Raw genomic sequence first — 22,905 nt, 5'->3', positions numbered from 1 at the left:
GAAAGCCAAGCCATGGCGCAAGTCTCGATGGATGCCATCTCCGTCATCCGCACCAAGCGGGACCGCGGTGAACTGAGCGACGAGCAGATCGACTGGGTCATCGACGCGTACACCCGCGGAGACGTGGCCGACTACCAGATGGCCGCCCTCAACATGGCGATCCTCCTCAACGGCATGAACCGCCGCGAGATCGCCACCTGGACCGCCGCGATGATCGCCTCCGGCGAGCGCATGGACTTCTCGTCCCTCTCCCGCCCGACCGCCGACAAGCACTCGACGGGCGGCGTCGGCGACAAGATCACGCTCCCCCTGGCCCCGCTGGTCGCGGCCTGCGGCGCGGCCGTCCCCCAACTCTCCGGCCGGGGCCTCGGCCACACCGGCGGCACCCTCGACAAGCTGGAGTCGATCCCCGGCTGGCGCGCCCTGCTCTCCAACGAGGAGATGCTGTCCGTCCTGGAGACCACGGGCGCGGTGATCTGCGCGGCGGGCGACGGCCTGGCCCCGGCCGACAAGAAGCTGTACGCGCTCCGGGACGTGACGGGCACGGTGGAGGCAATCCCGCTGATCGCCTCCTCGATCATGTCGAAGAAGATCGCCGAGGGCACGGGCTCGCTGGTCCTGGACGTGAAGGTCGGCACGGGCGCGTTCATGAAGACCATCGAGGACGCGCGGGAGTTGGCGTCGACGATGGTGGGCCTGGGCACGGACCACGGCGTCCGGACGGTAGCGCTCCTGACGGACATGTCGACCCCGCTGGGCCTGACGGCAGGCAACGCGCTGGAGGTCCGCGAATCGGTAGAGGTCCTGGCAGGCGGCGGCCCGTCCGACGTGGTGGAACTGACGATCGCGCTGGCCCGAGAGATGCTCGACGCGGCGGGAGTGAAGGACGCCGACCCGGCGAAGGCCCTCGCGGACGGTTCCGCGATGGACGTCTGGCGCCGGATGATCGCGGCTCAGGGCGGCGACCCGGACGCGGCCCTGCCGGTGGCCCGCGAGCAACACGTGCTGACGGCCCCCACCTCCGGTGTCCTGACCCGCCTCGACGCCTACGACATCGGCATCGCCGCGTGGCGCCTCGGCGCGGGCCGCGCACGCAAGGAGGACCCGGTCCAGGCGGGAGCGGGTGTGGAGATGCACGCCAAGCCGGGAGACACGGTAACTGCCGGCCAGCCCCTCCTGACCCTGCACACGGACACACCCGAGCGTTTCGAATACGCCCTGGAGGCGGCGAAGGGTTCCTACGACATCGGCGCCGAGGGAACGACCTTCACGGCATCACCGGTGGTACTGGAGCGCATCGCCTGACCGGTGGTTGACAGTTCGTCACGGGGGAGGGGCTGGAACTTCGAGAGTTCCGGCCCCTTTCGCCTTGCCTGGGGGAAGCGGACCGGGTCTTGCAAGTCCCAGCCCCCTTACGGCTTTTCAGGGGCGCGGGGCCGAGCTTTCTCAGATGCCGGCTGCTCGAAGTTTCCAGGGCCGAGGAGCTGGTACTTGCTCGTGGCCGGGTTACGGCTTACGCCTTTTAGGGGTGAGGGGTGAGGGGTGAGGGGTGAGGGGTGAGGGGTGAGGCGGTGAAGGGGTGAGGCGGTGAGGCGAGGGGCGTGAGGCATGAGGCGTGAGGCGGTGAAAGGGGTGATGCGGTGAGGCGTGAGGGCGCGAAGGGGCTGGGCTTTCGAATCCCGGCTGTGTGCCTTTTTAGGGGCGCGGGGAACTGCGCGACCAGCCACGACGCGCCCGCAGACAAACAACGACCGCACCTACCCGAGCAGCGCAGCGATCCCCACCAACACCGGCACCGACAACACCGTCGACAGCAGGATCGAGTCCCGAGCCAACCCCTCACCCACCCGATACCGGCTCGCGTACGTGTACAGGTTCTGCGCGCCGGGCAACGCCGAGGTCACGACCACATCGAGCAACGCAGCCCCATGAATCCCGAACACCCCCACCGCCAGCGCCCACGCAATCACCGGCTGCCCCACGACCTTCAACGCGACCGACAACAGCACCGGTTGACGATCCGCCCCCCGCCCCGGCACCTTGCTGCCCCGCAACGAAATCCCGAACCCGATCAGAACCGCCGGCACCGCCATGTTCCCGATCAGGGTGAGGGGTTCCATCACCGGGTCCGGCACATGAACCCGGCTCGCCGCCACTGCGACCCCCGCAAGCGACCCCACCGCGATCGGATTCCGCAACGGCGTGAGCAGCCGCAGCCACAAAGGCCCCTTCTCACCCGCCCCCGACAGATCGAGGACCGTCAACGCGAGCGGGCTCACCACCACGAGCTGGAACAACATCACCGGTGCCACCAACGACGCATTGCCGAGGACGTACACCGAGATCGGGATACCGAGATTGCCGGAGTTGACGTAGCTCGAACAGAGCGCCCCGATCGTCGTACGGCCGATGCCCCAGCCCCGTACGACCCCCACCGCCACGAACAGCCCCGCCACCGCCGCCGTGCTCAGCACCGTCACGAGCAACCCGCCGGAGAAGATCACCGACAGGTCGGCCCGCGCGAGGGTCGTGAACAGCAGTGCCGGAGACGCGACGTTGAAGGCCAGCTTGGTCAGGACGTCCCGCCCGTGTTCGCCGAGGGAACCGCGCAGGCCGATCAGATAGCCGACCGCGATGACCACACCGATCACCGCGAACCCGGTCAGCACCCCCTGCACGACATCCCCTCGACACCGACCTCGGCAGCGACTTCGGCGTGCGGGAGGGCGTCGGGTATCCAGGGCGGGGCTGATCCGTGGGGCATACAGCAAATCTAGGCGGTCGCCCCCGATGAGTTACGACCGCCCACCCGGTCTACCGATCGTGGACGCCAAGACACCCGCTGTACTCGTGCCGGCCCGCCCCGTCACCCGTGACGAGGTGGCGGGGCTGTGCGCCGAGCTACGGGCACTGCTGGAGGCGAGGACCGGTGCCGGAGCGGTCCTGGTCGAGATCGAGGTCGTGGGACCAGGCCCCCCGGGGCTCAGTACCGTCGACCTCCTGGCCCGCCTCGCGCTGACCGCCCGCAGGGCCGGCGGGCGGATCAGACTCCGCGACCCCGCCCCCGAACTACGCGCCCTCCTCGATCTCGTCGGACTCCGCGTCGAGATGGAGGGGCAGGTCGAACAGCGGGAACCAGCGCTTCGTGTCCAGGAAGAAGTGGAACCCGGTGAGCCCGCCGTCTGAGATCTCCAGGATCTGGACCGCCCAGGGTGCGTAACCACCCGTCTCGGGGTCCGGCTTGTACTGGGCGAAGCCCGGCAGACCGTTCACCTGGACCGGGATCAGGCGGGAGCCCTCGCAGGCGGAACCGATCGTCGTCATGAAGCCCGTGATGTCGTCGTGGCCAGTCAGCCACAGGTCGAACGGCGGCATCGTCATGATGGCGTCCTCGTGCAGCAGCGCGGTGAGCGCGGCCATGTCGTAGCCCTCGAAGGCGGTGACGTACCGCTCAAGAAGCTTGCGCTGCTCCTCGTCGAGCGGGTCGGACACGGCGGCGTCGGCCGCCTTGTCGTCCCGCTCGGCCAGGGTCGCCCGGGCCCGCTGCAACGCGCTGTTGACCGACGCGACCGAGGTGCCGAGCAGCTCGGCCACCTCGTTCGCCCGCCAGGCGAGTACCTCGCGCAGGATCAGCACCGCCCGTTGTTTGGGCGGGAGTTGCTGCAGGGCGGCCATGAACGCGAGCCGTACGGACTCCTTGGCCACGGCCGCCTCCGCGGGGTCTGCGACGGCCGGCAGCACGCGCGCGTCCGGCATCGGCTCCAGCCAGGTGTTGTCCGCGCGGGGCGACAGCGCGGCCTGCGCGAGGGGGGTGGAGTCGCTGAGATCGACGGGCCGTGCGCGCTTGTTGCCGGCGGTCAGCATGTCCAGGCAGACGTTGGTCGCGATCCGGTACAGCCAGGACCGCAGACTCGACCGCCCCTCGAACTTCTCGTAGTTCCGCCAGGCGCGGACCATCGTGTCCTGTACGGCGTCCTCGGCCTCGAAGGAGGAGCCGAGCATCCGGTAGCAGTACCCGGTCAGCTCGACTCGGTGTTTCTCCAGCCTGACATCAAGGTCGTCCGTAGTAGTCACAACGCTGTCACTCATGGTCTCGCCCACCCACCCCTGTGGCCGTTCTTCCCTTACCCCGAAACGTAGCGCAGCCCACTGACAATGGCGCGAGGAGTGAACGAACGTGCAGCTCAGAGCGATTACAGGTCACCCGGTATTGATGCGGGCGTCCCTGGCGGCTACACCCCCGGCCCCCATCACCCCCGAAAGAGCCTCGTCCTCAAAACCCGGACGGGCTGGATCTGAGCGCCCTGCACTCGGCAGCCGACCGGCGTTGGATGTTGACGTCCCGCATCGAGCAGCCGACCGGCACTGGGTGTCGGTGCCTGAACTTGGTAGCTGCCCGGCGCTAAATATCGGCGCCCGCCTGCGAGCTGGCCCGCCCTGGCCCTGGCTGCCCGTACTGGATGGCCGCCCTGCGCTGGATCCCGCCGCCCGGACACGAACCCCGAACTGGAAAGCGCCCCGATACGACAACCCTCTCGGGCCAGGACCCCGCCCCAGCCCTCTCGGGTCAGGCCCGCGCCCCCAGCCGCTGTGGGCCAAGCCCTCGCCTCCTCGCCCTCTCGGGTCAGGCCGCCGTCTCCAGCCCTCCCGGGTCAGGCCGCCGTCTCCAGCCCTCTCGGACCAGGCCCGTCCCCAGCCCCTCTCGGGTCAGGCCGCCGTCCTCGGCCCTCTCGGGTCAGGCCCGCGCCCCCAGCCGCCGTGGGCCAAGCCCTCGCCTCCCGCCCTCCCGGGCCAGCCCCCCGTTCCCAGCCCCTCTCGGGTCAGGCCGCCGTCTTCAGCCCTCTCGGACCAGGCCCGTCCCCAGCCCCTCCCGGGCCAGGCCCGCCCCCAGCCCCTCCCGGGCCAGGCCGCCGTCCTCGGCTCCCTCGGGTCAGGCCCGCGCCCCCAGCCGCCGTGGGCCAAGCCCTCGCCTCCCGCCCTCCCGGGCCAGCCCCCCGTTCCCAGCCCCTCTCGGGTCAGGCCGCCGTCTTCAGCCCTCTCGGACCAGGCCCGTCCCCAGCCCCTCCCGGGCCAGGCCCGCCCCCAGCCCCTCCCGGGCCAGGCCCGCCCCCAGCCCCTCCCGGGCCAGGCCGCCGTCCTCGGCTCCCTCGGGTCAGGCCCGCGCCCCCAGCCGCCGTGGGCCAAGCCCTCGCCTCCCGCCCTCCCGGGCCAGCCCCCCGTTCCCAGCCCCTCTCGGGTCAGGCCGCCGTCTTCAGCCCTCTCGGACCAGGCCCGTCCCCAGCCCCTCCCGGGCCAGGCCCGCCCCCAGCCCCTCCCGGGCCAGGCCCGCCCCCAGCCCCTCCCGGGCCAGGCCGCCGTCCTCGGCTCCCTCGGGTCAGGCCCGCGCCCCCAGCCGCCGTGGGCCAAGCCCTCGCCTCCAGCCCCCCGGGCCAGCCCCCCGCCTCCAGCAGGCCCCTGCGCCCAGCCGCCTCGGGCCAGGCACCCGCCTCCGGTCCCTTCAGACCAGCCCCTTCAGTTCAGGCCCCCGCCTCAACCACCCTCAAGCCGCCGCCGCCCCAACCCCCCGGCGCTCCACCCGAGCCGCCCGCGACCCCAATACGGTGATCGTCACGACCCCGACGACCGCCAGCACCCCCACACCAACCGTCCCGGTCCAGCCCCCCGCGTGGAACGCCATCGCGCCGACCGTGCTGCCGGTGCTGGAGCCGATGTAGTACGCGGACTGGTACAGAGCGGAGGCCTGCGCGCGCCCTGTCGTGGCTGTCTTGCTGACCGCCGAGGACGCGACCGCGTGGCCCGCGAAGAAGCCGGCGGTGATGAGGATCAGGCCGAGCAGTACCAGGGGGAGTGAGTCGGCGAGGGAGAGCAGCAGACCCGCCGCCGTCGTGCCGCCCGCCAGGTACAAGGCGCCCCGGCGCCCGAGTCGGCCCACCAGGCGGCCCGCCGTGGACGCCGACACCGTCCCCACCAGGTACACGAGGAAGATCGAGCCGATGAGGCCCTGGGGGAGGGAGAAGGGGGCCTCGGTGAGGCGGTAGCCGATGACCGTGTAGACGCCGCCGAAGACCGTCATGAACAGGGCGCCGATCGCGTACAGCCGGCACAGCAGCGGGTTCGCGAGGTGGTCGCGGACCGTGCGGGCCAGCACGCGCGGGCGCAGCGAACCCGGCGTGAAGTGCTGAGGGGCGGGGAGCAGGAGGCGGAAGGCGACCGCGCAGCCGACCGCGATCGCACCGATCACCGCCACCGCGACCCGCCAGCCCCACTCCTGCGCGACCCACCCGGTGATGACCCGGCCGCTCATCCCGCCGACACTGTTGCCAGCCACGAACAGCCCGATCGCCGTGACCAGCGCCTTCGGCCGGACCTCCTCCGCCAGATACGCCGTCGCCGAAGCCGGCAGCCCGGCCAGCGCCGCCCCCTGAAGGAACCGCAACGCCACCAACGCGCTCAGCGATGGCGCGAACGGCACCAGCACCCCGAGGCTCACCGCGACCACCAACGACGCCGTCATGACCGTACGACGTCCAAAACGTTCCGACAGCGCGCTCATCGGCAGGACGAACAACGCGAGCCCACCCGTCGCCGCCGCCACCGTCCAGCTCGCCGCACTCGCCGACACCGCGAAACCGGAGGAGATCAGCGGCAGCAGCGCCTGCGTGGAGTAGAGGAGCGCGAAGGTCGCCATGCCCGCGAGGAACAGCGCGAAGCTCATCCGGCGATAACCGGGACCACCCGGCGTCAGCCGCGAGTCGGAGTCGGTGGCGGAGTCGGGGACAGGGCTGGCGGCGGGCACCATCGTGGACGCCCCGGTGTCGGCGGGAGACATGCTGCGAAGTTACGTACGGCCCCGCTCATCCGTCCAATGCACGGAAACGCCATAATCGTTCCCATGGTGCATCAGTACAGCTCACAGGCTCACCTGTCACCGTCCGGTGACACAGAAGACATCGTCGCGCTCCTCGCGCCCCGCCTCGCGTACTTCGCCGGCGTCGCCCGCACCGAACACGTCACCCGGGCCGCGCAGGAGATGCGGGTCCCGCAGTCCACGCTGTCGCGGGCGATGGTCCGCCTCGAACAGGACCTGGGCGTCGACCTGTTCGCCCGCAGAGGCCGCACGGTGTCGTTGACCCCCGCCGGCCGTACCTTCCTCACCTCGGTCGACCGCGCCCTCGCCGAAATCGAGAAGGCCGCCGACGAGGTCCGCGCCGACGCCGACCCCGCCACCGGCAAGGTCGCCTTCGGCTTCCTGCACACCCTCGGCTCCGAAACCGTCCCCGGCCTCATCCGAGCCTTCCGCGCCGACCACCCCCGCGTCCGCTTCAGCCTCGTCCAGAACTACGGCGAGGCCATGCTGGAGCGGTTGCGCGCGGGCGAACTGGACCTGTGCCTCCTGACCTCCCCGACCCTCGACGCCCCCGACGTCGTCGCCCACCGCCTCGACGTCCAGAAGCTCCGCCTCGTCGTCCCGGCCGACCACCGCCTGGCGACACGGAAGCGCATCCGCCTCGCGGAGGCGGCCGACGAGACCTTCGTGACCCTGGAACCCGGCTACGGCCTCCGCAGCATCACCGACGCCGTCTGCAAGGAGGCCGGCTTCCGCCCGAAGATCGCCTTCGAGGGAGAGGAGGCGGAGACTCTGCGGGGCCTGGTGGCAGCGGGCCTGGGGGTCGCCCTCCTGCCCCCACCGGCCGTGCCCCGCCCAGGAGTTGCGGAGTTGACGGTCACAGCTCCGAGGGCGGTGAGGGAAATCGGCGTGGCATGGCTGGACGGCCACCCAGACACCCCACCGGTGGCAGCCTTCAAGCGGTTCCTACTGTCAAGAAGGGGCAACTTGCTACCAACGTAAGGTCCACCCCCCTAGGGGGCGCGGGGTTGTGTCAATTCGCGGCTCCGCCGCGTGGGCGCGACCAGCCACAACGCACCCGCACCCCGCAACGAAGCCTCAACCCCTACGAAGCGACCGCCCGAACCCCGCGGCCAACGGCATCCGCAGACCCAAGGGCGGCGGAGCCTGAAGCGCATCCTCGACAGGCCGGGAAAACGCCCGCCCGAACAACGCCCCCATCACGAAGTCCTGCGTCAGCGCGTGCACTTCCTGCCGATGCTGATGCAACCCGTGCCCGTCGGAGTGCACTTCGAACCGGCAGATGTCCCGGTTCGCCTTCTTCGCCCGGGCCGCCAGCCGGAACGACAACTCAGGATCGGTCCGTTCGTCGTTCGTGCCGTGCACGATCAACACCCGCCGCCCCGCCAACTGTTTCACCGGTTCGGGTGGCGCGGCGACATCCTGTTCCGGCAGCCAAGGAGCCAGCGCGACAACGGAGTTCACCGCCTCGTGCCCCGCGGAGCGCAACGCCGCGCGGGCGCCCATGTCGATCCCGGTGAGACACACGGGCACGTCCCCGTACCGCCGTACGACCTCCTCCACCGCCCACGCCGCGTCGTGCGCGAGAGACGCATCGCTGCCGTTCCAGCCGCGACTGCGGTAGTGGACGACATGCGCGGCGAGCCCGTCACCGGCGCCCGCGCGGGCCAGTCGGCGGCCCAACGTCCGTACGGAGGCCGTCGCCAACATGGGGGAGGGTCTGCGGCTGGACACCTCCTCGCCGCCGGGGAGCAGCAGCACCACGCCGCTCACCGAGGTCGGTTCGGGACCGAGCGCTCTCCCCAGCCGGGCCGTCCTGACCGGCGTCGCTTGCTGTGCCATGACAGAACAGTGTCAGAAGCGAGCGTGTACGCCATCCTTCCGCGCGGTCACCGTTACGTATCGACGAATTCGTACAGCGGGTGATCTACGCGCGTAGGAGTTAGAGTGCGGAAATGACGAGCCAGAGCACCCCGAACACCCCGACGCCGGACCGGATCCGCCGGGCGCCGAAGGTTCTGCTGCACGACCACCTCGACGGCGGTCTCCGCCCGGGGACGATCGTCGAACTCGCGCGGGACGCCGGGTACACCGGACTCCCCGAGACCGACCCGGAGAAGCTCGGCGTGTGGTTCGCCGAGGCCGCCGACTCGGGTTCGCTGGAGCGGTACTTGGAGACCTTCTCGCACACCGTCGGCGTGATGCAGACCCGGGACGCGCTGATCCGGGTGGCCCGCGAGTGCGCCGAGGATCTCGCCGAGGACGGGGTCGTCTACGCGGAGGTGCGGTACGCGCCCGAGCAGCACCTCGACGGCGGGCTCAGCCTCGAAGAGGTCGTCGAGGCCGTCAACGAGGGCTTCCGGCAAGGGGAGTCGCTCGCGCGGGAGAGCGGGCGGCGGATTCGCGTCGGGGCGCTGCTCACCGCCATGCGGCACGCCGCCCGCGCGCTGGAGATCGCCGAACTCGCCAACCGTTACCGCGACTTGGGCGTCGTCGGCTTCGACATCGCGGGCGCGGAGGCCGGGTTCCCGCCCACCCGGCACCTGGACGCCTTCGAGTATCTGAAGCGCGAGAACAACCACTTCACGATCCACGCCGGCGAGGCCTTCGGGCTGCCGTCGATCTGGCAGGCGCTGCAGTGGTGCGGCGCCGACCGGCTCGGGCACGGGGTGCGCATCATCGACGACATCCAGGTCAAGGAGGACGGTTCGGTCGAGCTGGGCCGCCTCGCGTCGTACGTGCGCGACAAGCGCATCCCGCTGGAGCTGTGCCCCAGCTCCAACCTCCAGACCGGCGCCGCCGACTCCTACGCCGAGCACCCCATCGGGCTGCTGCGCAGGCTGCATTTCCGCGCCACGGTTAATACCGACAATCGCCTCATGTCACACACCAGCATGAGCAACGAATTCGAGCATCTTGTCGAGGCGTTCGGTTATTCGCTCGACGACATGCAGTGGTTCTCCGTCAATGCTATGAAGTCAGCATTCATTCCTTTCGATGAACGACTCGCCATGATCAATGACGTGATCAAGCCCGGATATGCCGAGCTGAAATCCGAATGGCTGTTCCGGCGGACCGCCTCCACCAGCGGTTCTGCGGCCGAAGAGGGCTGAACGGGGTCGAGGGGTGGGACCGGAATGCGGGCGGGTGTTCACAATCCGTCCGCATTTCGATGTTTGCGGAGGGTGCCTTCGCGTGTTTACGGTCTTGGACCGCTCACATCCCCCGTCACCCCATTCAAGGACGCATTCACCATGAAGCAGTCTGCTGCCAAGACCCTCGGTGTCGCCGCCCTCGGTGCCGCCTTCGCCGCTGTTGCCGCCGGGTCGGCTTCGGCCGCCGTGGCGGCTCCGGCGCTTCCGGACGCCACCCAGGCGCTGGGCACCGTGACCCACACGCTGCCCGCGGAGAACGTCGCCAAGGCGCTGCCGGGTGCCGGTCAGGCCCTGAGCCAGGCGCAGCCCGCGCTCGCGGGTGGTCTGTCCGCCGTGCAGCCCGCCGCCGAGAAGGTGCTGTCCGACGGCCCGACCGCGCCCGTCGCCGGACTGCTGGGCGGCCTGCCCCTGTCGCAGACGGGCCTGCCCACCCACGGCGTCCCGCTGAACGGCATCCCGCTGGGCTGAGCCCCGCCCCCGAACGCGCCGATGGGGCGCACCCTGGACGAGGGTGCGCCCCATCGGCGTACGTGCGCCGGGGTCCTACCAGGCCTCGGTGCGCACCTTGTCCTCGGCCGGGAACAGGATCCACAGCGCGATGTAGAGCAGGAACTGGGGGCCCGGCAGCAGGCAGGAGACCAGGAAGATCACCCGCATCGTGGTCGCGGAGGTACCGAAGCGCCGTGCCAGCGCTGCGCACACTCCGCCGATCATGCGGCCTTGGGTGGGGCGGGCAATGGCGGTCATGATGAGCTCCTTCGCGAGCGGCTGTCCGAGGCCCCCATGTGGTTGCCCCATCTGTCGTCAACGTTACGGACGCGCAGCGCACCCGGCGTCGCTCTACGGTGCGATGCCGACCCTGGGAATCGTCGGGGTCCGTCCCTGAGCCGGTTCCTCCTGGAGGAGGGGCAGGGGAGGTCGGCTCTCGGCCCTGCGGCGGAGCCAGGAGCGGGCCGCAGGGACGATCGCGGCGTGCGCGAGGGCCACGCCCACCGTGTTCATCAGCAGCGAGTCGATGTCGACGACCTGGCCGGGCACCCCGGTCTGCAGCAGTTCGATGCCCAGCGAGATCAGGGCGCCCGCCGCGACCGTACGGATGAAGGACGCGAGCGGGGAGACATGGAGCCGGCCGCTGACCATCGGGAGCAGGACGCCCAGCGGGGCCAGCAGCGCGAGGCCCTCGCCGATCCGCTTCGACGCCTCCGGCCAGCCCATGGCCAGATCGGCCCGGATGCTGGCCAGTGGGTGCAGGTTCGGGGGCATCACCCAGGGGACGTCCCTTGGGCGCAGCGTGACCCAGGCGACGAGCACGAGATGTGCGACGAGGAGGACACCTCCTGTCACACGGATGCGAATCGCGGCGCTGCCGCCGATGGAGCCTTGACGCTGCACGCCCCACAAGACGCCCTCTCCGGCACGATCGGTTCCGGGTAGGCACCGAGCACCAGGGTGAGGCCTGCGCCACACGCCCCTTTTCGCGCCTCGTTCACCCCCCCCGGGGCGTACGCGGCTTCAGCCGCCCGTCACCTCGCTGGACGGCGGCGCCTTGGTGCCCGGGTCGGAGCGGACGTCGTCCGTGCACTCGTAACGGCGCAGCGGCGAACCGTCCGGGCCGCCGAGGATCACGGAGCCGTCGCCCTCGGCCGCGGCCGAGTCGGAGAACGTACAGACGATCTGGGCGAGCGCGTACGACGTCAGGTCGGCCGGTGAATTGCTCAGCCGCAGCGCGTCCTTGGGATCCTTGGCGCGCGGCCCGCTCACCGTCATGCCGCCGCGCACGTCGGTCGTGTACCCGGCGTCCTTCTCGCCCGACGACGGCGACTCCGCGAGCTGGTCCAGCAGCCCCTGGGCGACGATCACGCGCCGCAGCACGTCCGCCGTGCCGTCCGGCACCTGTACCGCCCGGTCGACGGTCACCAGCGACGACCCGCACAGCAGGAACACCTGCACGGGCACCCCGCGCGCGGCCTGCGGCGACACGTCCGGCTCGGTGAGCGTGCACGGCACCCGGGACGGCGCCGCCCCGAAATCGGTCGGCACCTCCGTGGCCCGGATCCCGCACCCGGCGAGCAGCAGACCTAGCAGGGGCAGCGCCAGCAACGGCCGTACCGTCAGGGCCCGTTCGCGGGGCCGGGCCGTCGACTGTCGTACGGTCATGGCGCGTTCCCCTCGGAGCCGACCGAGCCGACCGGGCCCTCGCCCTCGCCCTTGTCGGTCTCCTCCGTGAGTGTGGAGGCGTCCCTGGGCAGCCGCAGGGTGAACACCGCGCCGCCGTCGGGGGAGTTGGCGGCGGTGATCCCGCCGCCGTGGAATCGGGCGTTCTCCAGGGCGATGGAGAGGCCCAGGCCGCTGCCCTCGGAGCGCGGCCGGGAGGCGCTCGCCTTGTAGAAGCGGTCGAAGACGTGCGGCAGGACGTCCTCGGGGATGCCGGGGCCGTGGTCCCGTACCGCGATGACGAGTTCGTCGTCCTCCAGCCGTACCGCCACCCTGACCGGCGAGCCGCCGTGCTTGAGGGCGTTGCCGATGAGGTTGGCGAGGATGACGTCGAGGCGGCGCGGGTCGAGCCGGGAGTGGATGCCGCGCTCGGCGTCCAGGTCCACGGCGTCCAGCCAGGCGCGGGCGTCGAGGCACGCGGTGATCTGGTCGGCGAGGTCGACGTCGTCCAGGACCAGCCGGGCGGTGCCCGCGTCGAAGCGGGTGACCTCCATCAGGTTCTCGACGAGGTCGCCGAGCCGCTTGGTCTCGCTGACGACGAGGCGTACGGCGGGTTCGATCATCGGGTCCACGCTGCCGGTCTCGGCGTCGAGTTCCTCTTCGAGCACCTCCACCACCGCCGTGATCGCGGTCAGCGGGGTGCGCAGCTCGTGCGACATGTCGGCGACGAACCGGCGCGAGGCGTCGTCCCGGGCGGCCATGTCGGCGACCCGCTTCTCCAGCGCCTCGGCGGTCTGGTTGAACGTCCGTGCCAGCTCGGCGAGTTCATCGGTCCCGGAGACCCTGAGCCGGGTGTCCAGCTTGCCCTCGCCGAGCCGGCGCGCGGCGATGCCGAGCCGGTGCACGGGCTTGAGGACGGTCGTCGCGGCGGCCTGCGCGAGCAGCGCGGAACCGATCAGCGCGAGCCCGGTGGCGATACCCAGCGACCAGGCGAGGGAGTTGAGGTCCTTCGCCTCCGGCTCAAGGGACTTGAGCATGTAGCCGGTCGGCCCGCCGCCGATCATCCGGGTCCCGGCCACCAGATACGGCGTGCCGTGCTCGGTGACCCGCTGCCAGTACAGGTGGTACGGCTCCTTGTTGCCGTCGGACACCGACTGCTGCTTGTTCACCGCCGTCCGCAGCGACTTGGGCACGTCCTCCAGCGAAAAGCCGTTCAGGCCGCCCGAGTTGCCGTAGACCGTCTTGTCGTTCGCGTCCTCGCCGACGAGCAGGACGCTGAAGCGCTGGCTGCTGTTGGCCATCTGGCCCGCCGTGCGCATCAGTTCGTCCTGCGTGGGGTGCATCGGCAGCGCGCCGGCGCGGTTCTGCATCTCCTGGCGGAAGTCGCGCAGGACGGCGTCCTGGGCGCGGGTGAGGACGGCCTCGCGGTTGAGCCAGTACGCGATGCCGGACGCGGACACGGCGGCGGTCAGCGCGACCAGGCCGAAGACCACGACCAGCCTGAGGCGCAGACTGGTGAACCGCAGCCGCCACAGAACTCCCTTACGACCCGGGCGCCAGCCGCGGATCCCCCCTGGTGCGTCGGTCACTGAGGCGAGTCCAGGCGGTAGCCGACGCCGCGCACGGTACGGATGAGGGTCGGGGACGACGGGATGTCCTCGACCTTGGCGCGCAGCCGCTGGACACAGGCGTCCACCAGCCGCGAGTCACCGAGGTAGTCGTGCTCCCACACCAGGCGCAGCAACTGCTGCCGGGACAGGGCCTGTCCGGGCCGCCGGCTCAGTTCGAGCAGCAACCGCAGCTCGGTGGGCGTGAGTTGGAGGTCCTCGCCGTTCTTCGTGACGGTCATCGCGGCCCGGTCGATGACGAGCGAACCGAACGACGCCGCGTCGTTCGCCTCCCGCTCGCCGCGCCGCAGCACGGCCCGGATGCGGGCGTCCAGCACACGCCCCTGCACGGGTTTGACCACGTAGTCGTCGGCACCGGACTCCAGTCCGACGACGATGTCGATGTCGTCGCTGCGCGCGGTGAGCAGAATGATCGGCAGCTGGTCCGTGCGCCGGATACGACGGCACACCTCGAAACCGTCGATGCCGGGCAGCATCACATCCAGCACGATCAGGTCCGGCCGCTGCTCACGCAACAGCTTCAGACCGTCCTCGCCGCTGGCAGCGGTGGCTACCCGGTGTCCCTGGCGCGTCAGCGAGAGCTCCAGGGCCGTCCGGATGGCGTCGTCGTCCTCGATCAGCAACAGGGAAGGCACGGGGCTCATTCTGGCCCATGTGGGGGTGGGGTTTCGACACCTGTACGTGTACGTAGCCCTTGTAGGCGGGTGTGCGTACCCGTAGCGCCCTTTTCTGTGACCGGACTGTCCGTTTTCTGAGGGCAGCCGCAGAGACAGGGCCCTGTGACAGGTCTGTGACAGTCGGGGGACACGTCCATGAAGTGACCCCGGCAGGATTTTCGGCACAGGCAAGGAACCACGAGGGAACCGAGCCGGAACATCCGAACACCGGGCAAGTCCACTACGGGGGGCGCGAGATGAACACGCTGCACAGCACCAGCAACAACGCAGTCATCACGCGTCTGCACGACGTCACCCGGGGTTCCGAGAAGTCCGGCGCTGTGAACGGGCGGGGGTGCGCTCGCAGCGTCGGGCGTCAGCACACCGGTTACATGACGGTGGTTGACGCGCACACGGGGGAAGCGCACGGGGGAAGCGCGTACAGGGAGGACACGGGGGAGCGGCACTCGCTGTCGGAGGCGGAGTTCACCGCCTACGTCCAGGAGCGCCGCGCCTCCCTGTACGCCACCGCGTACCACCTGACCGGCGACCGCTTCGAGGCCGAGGACCTGCTGCAGAGCGCGTTGTTCTCGACGTACAAGGCGTGGGACCGGATCAGCGACAAGGCCGCGGTCGGGGGCTACCTCCGCCGCACCATGACGAACCTGCACATCAGCGCGTGGCGCCGCCGCAAGCTGAACGAGTACCCGACCGAGGAGCTGCCGGAGACGCCCGGCGACACGGACGCGATGCGCGGCACGGAACTGCGCGCGGTCCTGTGGCAGGCGCTGTCCCGGCTGCCGGAACTCCAGCGCACCATGCTGGTCCTCCGCTACTACGAGGGCCGCACGGACCCGGAGATCGCGGAGATCCTCGACATCAGTGTCGGCACGGTGAAGTCCAGCATCTGGCGGTCGCTCCGCCGTATGCGCGAGGACGAGGTCCTCAGCTTCGGCCGTGACGAGGAGGACGCCTTCGGGGAGCTGGTCGCCTGAGGGTTGGGGGGGGGAACAGGTAACGGGGGAAGGTCCGGGGGGACCGCGGGGGATCGGTACCGGGGGGTGCCGACGGGGTCGCGGGGACCATGGGGGGGGAAACACGGGGGAAGTACCACGGGGGAACGGGGAGAGCGGGACTGGAGGGCCGGGGGGTCCGTCCAGTCCCGCTCTTCTTGCGTCTACGGCGCGAAGGGCGCCGGAGTCGTCCGTGCCGGGCGCCGGCCCACCGCCGCCGCCGCGAGCCTGCCCAGCGCCTCGTCCTTGTCGCAGGCGTACGCGCCGAGTCCGGTCTGCCGGGCCACGATCGAGCGCTCCAGCCGCATCAGCCGCCAGCCGCGCCGCAACAGGAACGGCACGGACTTACGGCCCTCCCGGAGATCCCGCAGGAAACGGCGCCGGAAGGTGCGCATCGGGCCGCGGCTCAGGCACAGCGCGTCCGCGAGGACGCCCAGCTCCTGGCACCGGGTGATGACCTCGGCGGCGAAGATGCCCTCCGCTATGAACAACGGGGTCCGGCCCACGTCGACCGCCTCGGTGCCCGTGCGCGCGCTGAGCGAGATGTCGTAGACCGGCACGTCCGTGCGGCCCGTGCGGCACAGGTCGACGATCGCGGCGACCGCCACGTCCGCGTCCCACGAGTCGGGGTGGTCCCAGTCGATGTCCGAACTCCCCGCCACCTGCGGCAGCGTCGGGTCGTCACCCTCTTTGTAGAAGTCGTCGAGCCGCAGCACGGGCAGACCGGACCGGGCGGAGACGAGGGACTTGCCGGAACCCGAGGGGCCGCACAGCAGCACGACACGGGCCGGTGACGGGGAAAGGATGCTCACGGGACACCAGTTTGACGCATTCCGTACGTCCTGCCGACCCCGCGGGTCGCCAGTGGAACGCGCATCACACGTCAACTACCCTTCGTGCTGACCTGATTACCCTGCGCACCAGAAGGTGGCACCAGCAATGGCACGACACACGTCCCCCCAGCATCCGACCGCCCAGCGCGCCCTGGTCGCCCTCGCGACCGCCGGAGTCGCCCTCGGTGCGGGGGCGGCGTCGGCCGCCGCGGACACCGCGCCGGTTGTCGACGCGATGCGGACGCGGCCCACGTCCCTGGGCAAGATCGACCCCGCGGCGGGGCTCGGTGCGCTCACCGGCACGGTCGGGTATGTCACCGGGCCGGTCGCTGGTCTCAAGCCGAATCCGCTCGCGGGGACGGGTGTTGACCCGCTCGACAACGGGGTCGCGACCCAGCTCGCGGACTTCCAGCCGTTGGCCTCGCAGGCGTTGACGGGGCCGGTGGCCGAGGCTCAGTCGATCGGGAGCATGCCGGTGGTGGGGCAGGTGACCGGGCTGCTCGGGGGGTGAGGTGCGGGGTCGCGTCGGGGAACTGCGGACCTGTTGCCGGGTGCGCGTCCGTTGTGGCTGGTCGCGCAGTTCCCCGCGCCCCTGAGGCGTGGCCTTCGGCCTGCCTCCTAGTACGAGGAGCCGCCTGCTCCCAGCGAACCCGTGGGGTGCCAGACCGTCTTCGTCTCCAGGAAGGCTGTCAGGCGGTCGATGCCGGGGGTCTCCGTGTAATCCACAGGCTGTGGACGGAGGACTCGCTTGAGGTTGTCGGCCGCCGCGATCTCCAGGTCCTTCGCCAGTACGTCGTCCGCGCCCGCCAAGTCGATGGCGTTGACGTCCTGGTGTGCCGCGAGGGGGGCCGCGATCTCCGCCGTCCTGCCGGAGAGGATGTTGACGACTCCGCCGGGGAGGTCGGAGGTGGCCAGGACCTCGCCCAACGACAGGGCGGGGAGCGGGGAGTTCTCGCTCGCGATGACGATGACCGTGTTGCCGGTCGCGATCACCGGGGCGACGACCGAGATCAGGCCCAGGAACGAGGACTCCTGGGGCGCGAGGACGGTGACCACGCCCGTCGGCTCGGGCGAGGAGAGGTTGAAGTACGGGCCCGCCACCGGGTTCGCGCCTCCGACCACCTGCGCGATCTTGTCCGTCCAGCCCGCGTACCAGACCCAGCGGTCGATCGCCGCGTCGACCACGGCGGCTGCCTTCGACTTCGACAGGCCCTCCGCGTCCGCGACCTCACGCGCGAACTGGTCCTTGCGGCCCTCCAGCATCTCGGCGATGCGGTAGAGGATCTGGCCGCGGTTGTACGCCGTCGCGCCGGACCAGCCGCCGAACGCCTTGCGGGCGGCCACGACCGCGTCGCGGGCGTCCTTGCGGGAGGACCGCGGTGCGTTCGCGAGCCACTTGCCCTTGGAGTCGGTCACCTCGTACACCCGGCCGCTCTCGCTACGGGGGAACTTGCCCCCGACGTACAGCTTGTAGGTCTTGAAGACGCTCAGACGCTGCTGCTCGGTCTTGCCGGACTTCTCGACTGTGCTCATTTATCGCTCGCCCTCCGGGCTCGACGGGGCGAGGTACGCCTCCAGGCCGTGGCGACCGCCCTCGCGGCCGAAGCCCGACTCCTTGTAGCCGCCGAACGGCGAGGTCGGGTCGAACTTGTTGAACGTGTTGGACCAGACGACACCCGCGCGCAGCTTGCTCGCGACCGCGAGGATGCGGGAACCCTTCTCCGTCCAGATACCGGCGGAGAGGCCGTACTGCGTGTTGTTGGCCTTCGCGACCGCCTCCTCGGGCGTACGGAAGGTCAGCACGGACAGCACCGGGCCGAAGATCTCGTCGCGGGCGATGGTGTGCGCCTGGGTGACGTTCGTGAAGAGCGTCGGGGCGAACCAGTAGCCGGAGGACGGGAGTTCACAGGACGGGGACCAGCGCTCGGCACCCTCCGCCTCGCCCTGCTCCACGAGCGTGGTGATCCGCGAGAGCTGCTCGGCGGAGTTGATCGCGCCGATGTCCGTGTTCTTGTCGAGCGGGTCGCCGAGGCGGAGCGTGGAGAGCCGCCGCTTCAGGGAGTCCAACAGCTCGTCCTGGATGGACTCCTGGACGAGCAGGCGGCTGCCCGCGCAGCAGACCTGGCCCTGGTTGAAGAAGATGCCGGTGACGATGCCTTCGACCGCCTGGTCGATGGGGGCGTCGTCGAAGACGATGTTCGCGCCCTTGCCGCCGAGTTCGAGGGTGACCTTCTTGGTCGTGCCCGCGACGGTCCGCGCGATCTGCTTGCCGACCGCCGTGGAGCCGGTGAAGGCGACCTTGTCGACGTCCGGGTGCGCGACGAGCGCGGCGCCCGAATCGCCGTAGCCCGGAAGGATGTTGACGACACCCTTGGGGAGGCCGGCCTGGCGGCAGATGTCCGCGAAGAACAGCGCCGAGAGGGGGGTGGTCTCGGCGGGCTTCAGGACGACCGTGTTGCCGGTCGCCAGTGCCGGGGCGATCTTCCACGCGAGCATCAGGAGCGGGAAGTTCCAGGGGATGACCTGGCCCGCGACACCGAGGGGCCGCGGGTTCGCTCCGAAGCCGGCGTGGTCCAACTTGTCGGCCCAGCCCGCGTAGTAGAAGAAGTGCGCGGCGACCAGGGGGAGGTCGGCGTCCCTCGTCTCCTTGATGGGCTTGCCGTTGTCCAGGGTTTCCAGGACGGCCAGTTCGCGGCTGCGCTCCTGGATGATCCGGGCGATGCGGAACAGGTACTTGGCGCGCTCGGAGCCGGGCAGCGCCGACCACTTCTCGAAGGCCTTGCGGGCGGCCTTCACCGCGCGGTCGACGTCCGCCTCGCCCGCCTGGGCGATCTCGGAGAGGACCTCTTCGGTGGAGGGGGACACGGTCTTGAAGACCCTGCCGTCGGCCGCCTCGGTGAACTCGCCGTCGATGAACAGGCCGTAGGAGGGCGCGATGTCGACGACCGAGCGGGACTCGGGGGCGGGTGCGTAGTCGAAAGTAGCCATGATGGTCAGTCCACCGTCACGTAGTCGGGGCCGGAGTAGCGGCCGGTGGCCAGCTTCTGACGCTGCATCAGCAGGTCGTTCAGGAGCGAGGACGCGCCGAAGCGGAACCAGTGGTTGTCCAGCCAGTCCTCGCCCGCCGTCTCGTTGACGATGACCAGGAACTTGATCGCGTCCTTGGAGGTGCGGATACCGCCCGCGGGCTTCACGCCGACCTGGATGCCGGTCTGGGCGCGGAAGTCGCGGACCGCCTCCAGCATCAACAGGGTGTTCGCGGGCGTCGCGTTGACGGCGACCTTGCCCGTCGACGTCTTGATGAAGTCCGCGCCGGCCAGCATGCCGAGCCAGCTCGCGCGGCGGATGTTGTCGTACGTCGACAGCTCGCCGGTCTCGAAGATGACCTTCAGGCGGGCGGCGCCCGAGGCCTCCTTCACGGCGACGATCTCGTCGTACACCTTCATGTAGTTGCCCGCGAGGAACGCCCCGCGGTCGATGACCATGTCGATCTCGTCGGCGCCCGCGGCGACCGCGTCCCGCACGTCGGCCAGCTTCACGGCGAGCGCGGCGCGGCCGGCCGGGAAGGCGGTGGCGACGGAGGCGACCTTCACGGAGGAACCGGCGACGGCCTCCTTCGCGGTGGCCACCATGTCCGGATAGACACAGACGGCCGCGGTCGAGGGGCTCGTGCGGTCGGTCGGATCGGGGCGGACCGCCTTGGCGCCGAGCGCCCGGACCTTGCCCGGGGTGTCCGCGCCTTCCAGCGTCGTCAGGTCGACCATCGAGATGGCGAGGTCGATGGCGTACGCCTTCGCGGTGGTCTTGATGGAACGGGTCCCGAGCGAGGCGGCACGCGCCTCCAGGCCGACCGCGTCGACGCCGGGCAGCCCGTGGAGGAAACGGCGCAGCGTGCTGTCGGAAGCCGTTACCTCGCCGAGTGCGTGTGCAGCAGCAGGTGCAGTGGTGGGCATGGTCACCACCCGAGCATATCTACGCGCGTAGCGGCTGTACACCCCGGAGGTCGAGCTTGGGCACACCGCCGAGGTGCGTGCCCCGGGGGCGCGGGGAACTGCGCGGCCAGCCACCCACGCACCCGCACTCGCGGACGAGGAGGTCCCCGACGGCGAGCAGGCGCACCTCTGAGGCAGAATCGGCACCATGACGACCCCGCACCCCGAGCCCAAAGACCGGATCTACCGCTCACCCGCGGGCCTCATCGGCGGTGTCCTGCTGCTGGCCATCGCCTGCTGGCTCGGCATCGACGCCCTCGTGTCCGGCCACGGCCGCACCCCGTGGCTCGCACTGGCCGGCCTGATCCTCGTCGTCCCGGCGATCGCCGCGTTCACGCTCCGCCCGGCGGTGTACGCGGGCCCGGACCGGCTGCGCGTCCGCAACCCGTTCCGGCTCGTCGTACTGCCGTGGGGCGAGATCGCCGGCCTGCGGTCCGGGTTCTCGAACGAGGTCGTCACGAAGGCGGGCGCCAAGTTCCAGCTGTGGTCGGTCCCGGTCTCGCTGCGCGGCCGCAAGAAGGCGGCACGGCGCGAGGCGAAGGCCGCGGCGGAGGCGGCGGGAGCGCGGCGCGGCGGCAGGTCCGGCGCCCTGGGCTTCGGCGGTGGCGTCGGCGGGTTCGGCGGCGGCATGGGCGCGGGCAGCGGCATGCGGGGCGGCACCGTGCAGGCCGGGCCCACGCGCGCGGAGTCCGACCAGATCATGGCCGACCTGCGCGAGCTGCTGGAGACCAGGGAGCAGGCGGAGTCGGCGCAGGGCGAGGTCACCGTGCGCTGGGCGTACGAGGTGATCGGGCCGGTGGTCGCCGGTGCGGTACTCCTGGCGATCCTGCTGGCGACGGGCTGACCGGACGGGCACACCCCCGCACTCACACCTCCCCACCCCTACCTCTTACCTCTCTGGGATGTCATGACCGCGAACGTCCGGGAGTCGTCGCCGCTGCCCGCCACCGCGATACCCGACGGGTGCGTGGACTGGAACGGGGAGCACGCGCGCGTGTGGGCCGGTGCGGTCCTGCCGTGGTGGGTGCCGGTCCGGCCGCGGCGCTGGGCCGTCGAACTGACCGTCTGGTGCGCCCTGTTCGGCGCCTTCGGACTGCTGGCGACGACGGACCTGTCCCCGGATCTGGTCGCGCTGCTGCCGCTCCAGGTCGTCTGGTGGCTGTGGCGCCCCGAGGTCGTACGGTTCTCCGCCCCCGCGCTGATCGTGCTGGTGGCGGTCCGGGCGACCGGGCTGCCGTGGCCGGTCCTGGTCTGCGCCGCCCTGCTGGTCCTGGCCTCCGGGACGGCCACCGAGCTACGGGCACGCGCGCGTACCCGCCAGGGGCAGCGCGCCCTGGCCGCGACCGGCGGGGTCACCGTCGTGCCGCCGGACGCGGACGGGCCGGTGCGGCGGGGCCGGCTCCTCCTCAGGTTCGGGGCGGGCATGGCCGTACCCGGAGTCGTACTGCTCGCCACCTCCGGCCTGTGGCACTCGGCGGGCGACCGCCAACTCGCCGTCGCGGAGGGCCTGTTCGTCGTGGGCCTGGCACTCACCCTGCTCCTCTCCGGAACCCTCGGCCGACGACGGGCGCTCACGCTGCGCAGGTCACCCACGCCCGTGCTGCGCGTCCTCGTCGGCAAGGACGAGCACGAGGACGCCGTGATCTACGCGACGGACGACACGGAGGCGCTACGGCCGCTCCTCACGGTCGCGACGAGGGCGGAAGAAGAGGGGGAGGGGAACGACGAGGCGGAGGCGGAGGAGCTGGAGGAACTCCTGGACGCGCCCGCGAAGACCGCCGCTCCCGCCCCTCTGCGCGAGGCCGTCCTGTACGGCACCCCCTACGACGGCGCCGAGATCCTGCTGCTCGGTGCGGCGGAGGAGCCCGGCGAGCCGCCGGTGACGGAGTGGTCGACCGGGCCCGTACGACCGTTGCCGGAGGGCGCCGCGCGGCGGCGGCTCGACCGGGCGAAGCGGGCGGAGGTCCGGGCGGCCCGGGACGAGGAACTGGCCGCGACCCTGCGCGCGGGGACCACCGTGGTGCCGGTACGGCGCTGGCGGGCGGGGCCGGTGGACTGGCTGGCGGGCTTCCTGACCGTGCAGTGGTGTCTGGGGTACTTCCTGCTGGGGATCGACGACAGCCTCTGGTTCCGAGGCCTGCTCCTCCTCCTCGGCCTGATGTGCGCCGTCCGCGTCCCCGTGAAACTGCGCTGGCGCATCACCGCCGACCGCACCGGCATCTGGCTGAACCGGCTGCGCGCCCCGCGCCACATCCCCTGGGACGACCTCCGCGCGGCCCGCAGGGAGTCCTTCGAACTGCAACTGCGCGTGCGCGACGGCGACGACTGGTCGATGGCCGCGCCCCGCTGGCCCTGGCTGCAACGCCGACGCGGACTCACCCACCCCTACGACGCCCTCGCCGCCGAACTCTCCGCGATGATCGCCGACCCCGCCCTGCGTCCCACGGGCGAGAGCGAAGTGGGCGAGCGGGGACGCCAGTTGTGGCCGTTCGCCGCGCTTCTCGCGCTGGCCTGGACCGTGCTGCTCGCCACGCGCCGGCTGTCCTGACCGCGGCAGGGGACGCGTACGGGGTGCCCCCGGACAGGGACACCCCGCGTGTTCCGCT

Annotated in this window: 22 protein-coding genes; 9 read left to right on the top strand and 13 right to left on the bottom strand. The window is 71.0% G+C overall.

The annotated features are described in order from the left end of the window. The first annotated feature begins 27 nt into the window (after positions 1-27). Positions 28-1,305: a thymidine phosphorylase gene (locus OG226_RS20260; protein WP_329353448.1), complete on the top strand. Its 1,278-nt coding sequence runs from the start codon at positions 28-30 to the stop codon at positions 1,303-1,305. A gap of 452 nt (positions 1,306-1,757) precedes the next feature. Here OG226_RS20260 and OG226_RS20255 read toward each other — a convergent pair whose 3' ends face one another. Then, positions 1,758-2,678 carry an AEC family transporter gene (locus OG226_RS20255; protein WP_329349649.1) on the bottom strand — a complete coding sequence of 307 codons (921 nt, stop codon included), beginning with the start codon at positions 2,676-2,678 and terminating at the stop codon, positions 1,758-1,760. A 112-nt stretch (positions 2,679-2,790) separates the two neighbouring features. On the opposite strand from OG226_RS20255, the gene OG226_RS20250 reads away from it, so the two are divergent. Further along, positions 2,791-3,186 carry a hypothetical protein gene (locus OG226_RS20250; protein WP_328679757.1) on the top strand — a complete coding sequence of 132 codons (396 nt, stop codon included), beginning with the start codon at positions 2,791-2,793 and terminating at the stop codon, positions 3,184-3,186. Here the strand turns inward: OG226_RS20250 and OG226_RS20245 are convergent. Both OG226_RS20245 and OG226_RS20240 read right to left on the bottom strand, forming a co-directional pair. Continuing rightward, on the bottom strand, positions 3,070-4,089 hold the full coding sequence (locus tag OG226_RS20245; RefSeq protein ID WP_329349648.1) for a sigma-70 family RNA polymerase sigma factor: 1,020 nt from the start codon (positions 4,087-4,089) through the stop codon (positions 3,070-3,072). The two genes, OG226_RS20250 and OG226_RS20245, sit on opposite strands and share 117 nt — an antisense overlap. Positions 4,090-5,539: 1,450 nt before the next feature. Next, positions 5,540-6,829: an MFS transporter gene (locus OG226_RS20240; RefSeq protein WP_329349647.1), complete on the bottom strand. Its 1,290-nt coding sequence runs from the start codon at positions 6,827-6,829 to the stop codon at positions 5,540-5,542. Between the two features lie 63 nt (positions 6,830-6,892). On the opposite strand from OG226_RS20240, the gene OG226_RS20235 reads away from it, so the two are divergent. Continuing rightward, positions 6,893-7,849: a LysR family transcriptional regulator gene (locus OG226_RS20235; RefSeq protein ID WP_328679751.1), complete on the top strand. Its 957-nt coding sequence runs from the start codon at positions 6,893-6,895 to the stop codon at positions 7,847-7,849. A gap of 96 nt (positions 7,850-7,945) precedes the next feature. Here OG226_RS20235 and OG226_RS20230 read toward each other — a convergent pair whose 3' ends face one another. Next, entirely contained in the window at positions 7,946-8,710 is a 765-nt protein-coding gene (locus OG226_RS20230; RefSeq protein ID WP_328679750.1) for a prolyl oligopeptidase family serine peptidase, read from the bottom strand. A 113-nt stretch (positions 8,711-8,823) separates the two neighbouring features. Here OG226_RS20230 and OG226_RS20225 point away from each other — a divergent pair, with 113 nt between their 5' ends. After that, positions 8,824-9,981 carry an adenosine deaminase gene (locus OG226_RS20225; protein ID WP_328679748.1) on the top strand — a complete coding sequence of 386 codons (1,158 nt, stop codon included), beginning with the start codon at positions 8,824-8,826 and terminating at the stop codon, positions 9,979-9,981. Positions 9,982-10,122: 141 nt separating this feature from the next. Next, the gene (locus OG226_RS20220; protein ID WP_328679746.1) at positions 10,123-10,491 is read left to right on the top strand and encodes an ATP-binding protein; all 369 of its coding nucleotides are present in this window, start codon (positions 10,123-10,125) and stop codon (positions 10,489-10,491) included. Positions 10,492-10,566: 75 nt separating this feature from the next. On the opposite strand, the gene OG226_RS20215 is transcribed toward OG226_RS20220, so the two are convergent. The 5 genes from OG226_RS20215 to afsQ1 all read right to left on the bottom strand — a co-directional run bounded on the left by OG226_RS20215 (position 10,567) and on the right by afsQ1 (position 14,440). Beyond that, positions 10,567-10,770 (bottom strand): PspC domain-containing protein, encoded by a 204-nt coding sequence (locus tag OG226_RS20215; RefSeq protein WP_033280213.1) that lies wholly within the window; start codon positions 10,768-10,770, stop codon positions 10,567-10,569. Between the two features lie 93 nt (positions 10,771-10,863). After that, positions 10,864-11,415 carry a VanZ family protein gene (locus OG226_RS20210; protein ID WP_328679744.1) on the bottom strand — a complete coding sequence of 184 codons (552 nt, stop codon included), beginning with the start codon at positions 11,413-11,415 and terminating at the stop codon, positions 10,864-10,866. Positions 11,416-11,535: 120 nt separating this feature from the next. Continuing rightward, positions 11,536-12,180: a hypothetical protein gene (locus OG226_RS20205; RefSeq protein ID WP_329349646.1), complete on the bottom strand. Its 645-nt coding sequence runs from the start codon at positions 12,178-12,180 to the stop codon at positions 11,536-11,538. Continuing rightward, on the bottom strand, positions 12,177-13,766 hold the full coding sequence (locus tag OG226_RS20200; RefSeq protein ID WP_443044715.1) for an ATP-binding protein: 1,590 nt from the start codon (positions 13,764-13,766) through the stop codon (positions 12,177-12,179). Before OG226_RS20200 ends, OG226_RS20205 begins: the two co-directional genes overlap by 4 nt. Then, positions 13,763-14,440: a two-component system response regulator AfsQ1 gene (gene afsQ1 / locus OG226_RS20195; protein WP_019055771.1), complete on the bottom strand. Its 678-nt coding sequence runs from the start codon at positions 14,438-14,440 to the stop codon at positions 13,763-13,765. The genes OG226_RS20200 and afsQ1 overlap by 4 nt, the downstream gene beginning before the upstream one ends. A gap of 278 nt (positions 14,441-14,718) precedes the next feature. Between afsQ1 and OG226_RS20190 the strand changes: the two genes are divergently transcribed. Continuing rightward, entirely contained in the window at positions 14,719-15,456 is a 738-nt protein-coding gene (locus OG226_RS20190) for a SigE family RNA polymerase sigma factor (RefSeq protein WP_327401728.1), read from the top strand. A 182-nt stretch (positions 15,457-15,638) separates the two neighbouring features. On the opposite strand, the gene OG226_RS20185 is transcribed toward OG226_RS20190, so the two are convergent. After that, positions 15,639-16,286, bottom strand: a complete 648-nt coding sequence (locus OG226_RS20185; protein WP_328679742.1) for a uridine kinase family protein — start codon at positions 16,284-16,286, stop codon at positions 15,639-15,641. Positions 16,287-16,413: 127 nt separating this feature from the next. Between OG226_RS20185 and OG226_RS20180 the strand changes: the two genes are divergently transcribed. Next, positions 16,414-16,818 (top strand): hypothetical protein, encoded by a 405-nt coding sequence (locus OG226_RS20180; RefSeq protein ID WP_328679741.1) that lies wholly within the window; start codon positions 16,414-16,416, stop codon positions 16,816-16,818. 107 nt (positions 16,819-16,925) lie between these two features. Here the strand turns inward: OG226_RS20180 and OG226_RS20175 are convergent, their stop codons facing one another. Genes OG226_RS20175 through deoC form a run of 3 tightly spaced genes read right to left on the bottom strand, consistent with a single transcriptional unit; the run spans position 16,926 to position 20,260 of the window. After that, positions 16,926-17,840 (bottom strand): aldehyde dehydrogenase family protein, encoded by a 915-nt coding sequence (locus OG226_RS20175; RefSeq protein ID WP_329349645.1) that lies wholly within the window; start codon positions 17,838-17,840, stop codon positions 16,926-16,928. Next, positions 17,841-19,295: an aldehyde dehydrogenase family protein gene (locus OG226_RS20170; protein WP_443066896.1), complete on the bottom strand. Its 1,455-nt coding sequence runs from the start codon at positions 19,293-19,295 to the stop codon at positions 17,841-17,843. A gap of 5 nt (positions 19,296-19,300) precedes the next feature. After that, on the bottom strand, positions 19,301-20,260 hold the full coding sequence (gene deoC, locus OG226_RS20165; protein ID WP_328679739.1) for a deoxyribose-phosphate aldolase: 960 nt from the start codon (positions 20,258-20,260) through the stop codon (positions 19,301-19,303). Positions 20,261-20,447: 187 nt separating this feature from the next. Here deoC and OG226_RS20160 point away from each other — a divergent pair, with 187 nt between their 5' ends. Next, on the top strand, positions 20,448-21,143 hold the full coding sequence (locus OG226_RS20160) for a PH domain-containing protein (RefSeq protein ID WP_328679738.1): 696 nt from the start codon (positions 20,448-20,450) through the stop codon (positions 21,141-21,143). A gap of 63 nt (positions 21,144-21,206) precedes the next feature. Next, positions 21,207-22,847, top strand: a complete 1,641-nt coding sequence (locus OG226_RS20155) for a hypothetical protein (RefSeq protein WP_328679737.1) — start codon at positions 21,207-21,209, stop codon at positions 22,845-22,847. Positions 22,848-22,905: the final 58 nt, after the last annotated feature.

It is taken from the genome of Streptomyces sp. NBC_01261 (genome assembly GCF_036226385.1).
In the GTDB taxonomy this organism is placed as follows: domain Bacteria; phylum Actinomycetota; class Actinomycetes; order Streptomycetales; family Streptomycetaceae; genus Streptomyces.
This window is presented reverse-complemented; position numbering and strand designations above follow the sequence as displayed.

What these genes read in the sequence shown, in the direction of transcription:
- OG226_RS20245 (WP_329349648.1), bottom strand. Translation starts at nt 4,089, where the DNA reads ATGAGTGACAGCGTTGTGACTACTACGGACGACCTTGATGTCAGGCTG.
- OG226_RS20205 (WP_329349646.1), bottom strand. Translation starts at nt 12,180, where the DNA reads ATGACCGTACGACAGTCGACGGCCCGGCCCCGCGAACGGGCCCTGACG.
- OG226_RS20175 (WP_329349645.1), bottom strand. Translation starts at nt 17,840, where the DNA reads ATGAGCACAGTCGAGAAGTCCGGCAAGACCGAGCAGCAGCGTCTGAGC.
- OG226_RS20155 (WP_328679737.1), top strand. Translation starts at nt 21,207, where the DNA reads ATGACCGCGAACGTCCGGGAGTCGTCGCCGCTGCCCGCCACCGCGATA.
- OG226_RS20240 (WP_329349647.1), bottom strand. Translation starts at nt 6,829, where the DNA reads ATGTCTCCCGCCGACACCGGGGCGTCCACGATGGTGCCCGCCGCCAGC.
- OG226_RS20250 (WP_328679757.1), top strand. Translation starts at nt 2,791, where the DNA reads ATGAGTTACGACCGCCCACCCGGTCTACCGATCGTGGACGCCAAGACA.
- OG226_RS20235 (WP_328679751.1), top strand. Translation starts at nt 6,893, where the DNA reads ATGGTGCATCAGTACAGCTCACAGGCTCACCTGTCACCGTCCGGTGAC.
- OG226_RS20180 (WP_328679741.1), top strand. Translation starts at nt 16,414, where the DNA reads ATGGCACGACACACGTCCCCCCAGCATCCGACCGCCCAGCGCGCCCTG.
- OG226_RS20160 (WP_328679738.1), top strand. Translation starts at nt 20,448, where the DNA reads ATGACGACCCCGCACCCCGAGCCCAAAGACCGGATCTACCGCTCACCC.
- deoC (WP_328679739.1), bottom strand. Translation starts at nt 20,260, where the DNA reads ATGCCCACCACTGCACCTGCTGCTGCACACGCACTCGGCGAGGTAACG.
- OG226_RS20170 (WP_443066896.1), bottom strand. Translation starts at nt 19,295, where the DNA reads ATGGCTACTTTCGACTACGCACCCGCCCCCGAGTCCCGCTCGGTCGTC.
- OG226_RS20220 (WP_328679746.1), top strand. Translation starts at nt 10,123, where the DNA reads ATGAAGCAGTCTGCTGCCAAGACCCTCGGTGTCGCCGCCCTCGGTGCC.
- OG226_RS20260 (WP_329353448.1), top strand. Translation starts at nt 28, where the DNA reads ATGGATGCCATCTCCGTCATCCGCACCAAGCGGGACCGCGGTGAACTG.
- OG226_RS20215 (WP_033280213.1), bottom strand. Translation starts at nt 10,770, where the DNA reads ATGACCGCCATTGCCCGCCCCACCCAAGGCCGCATGATCGGCGGAGTG.
- OG226_RS20225 (WP_328679748.1), top strand. Translation starts at nt 8,824, where the DNA reads ATGACGAGCCAGAGCACCCCGAACACCCCGACGCCGGACCGGATCCGC.
- OG226_RS20190 (WP_327401728.1), top strand. Translation starts at nt 14,719, where the DNA reads ATGAACACGCTGCACAGCACCAGCAACAACGCAGTCATCACGCGTCTG.
- OG226_RS20230 (WP_328679750.1), bottom strand. Translation starts at nt 8,710, where the DNA reads ATGGCACAGCAAGCGACGCCGGTCAGGACGGCCCGGCTGGGGAGAGCG.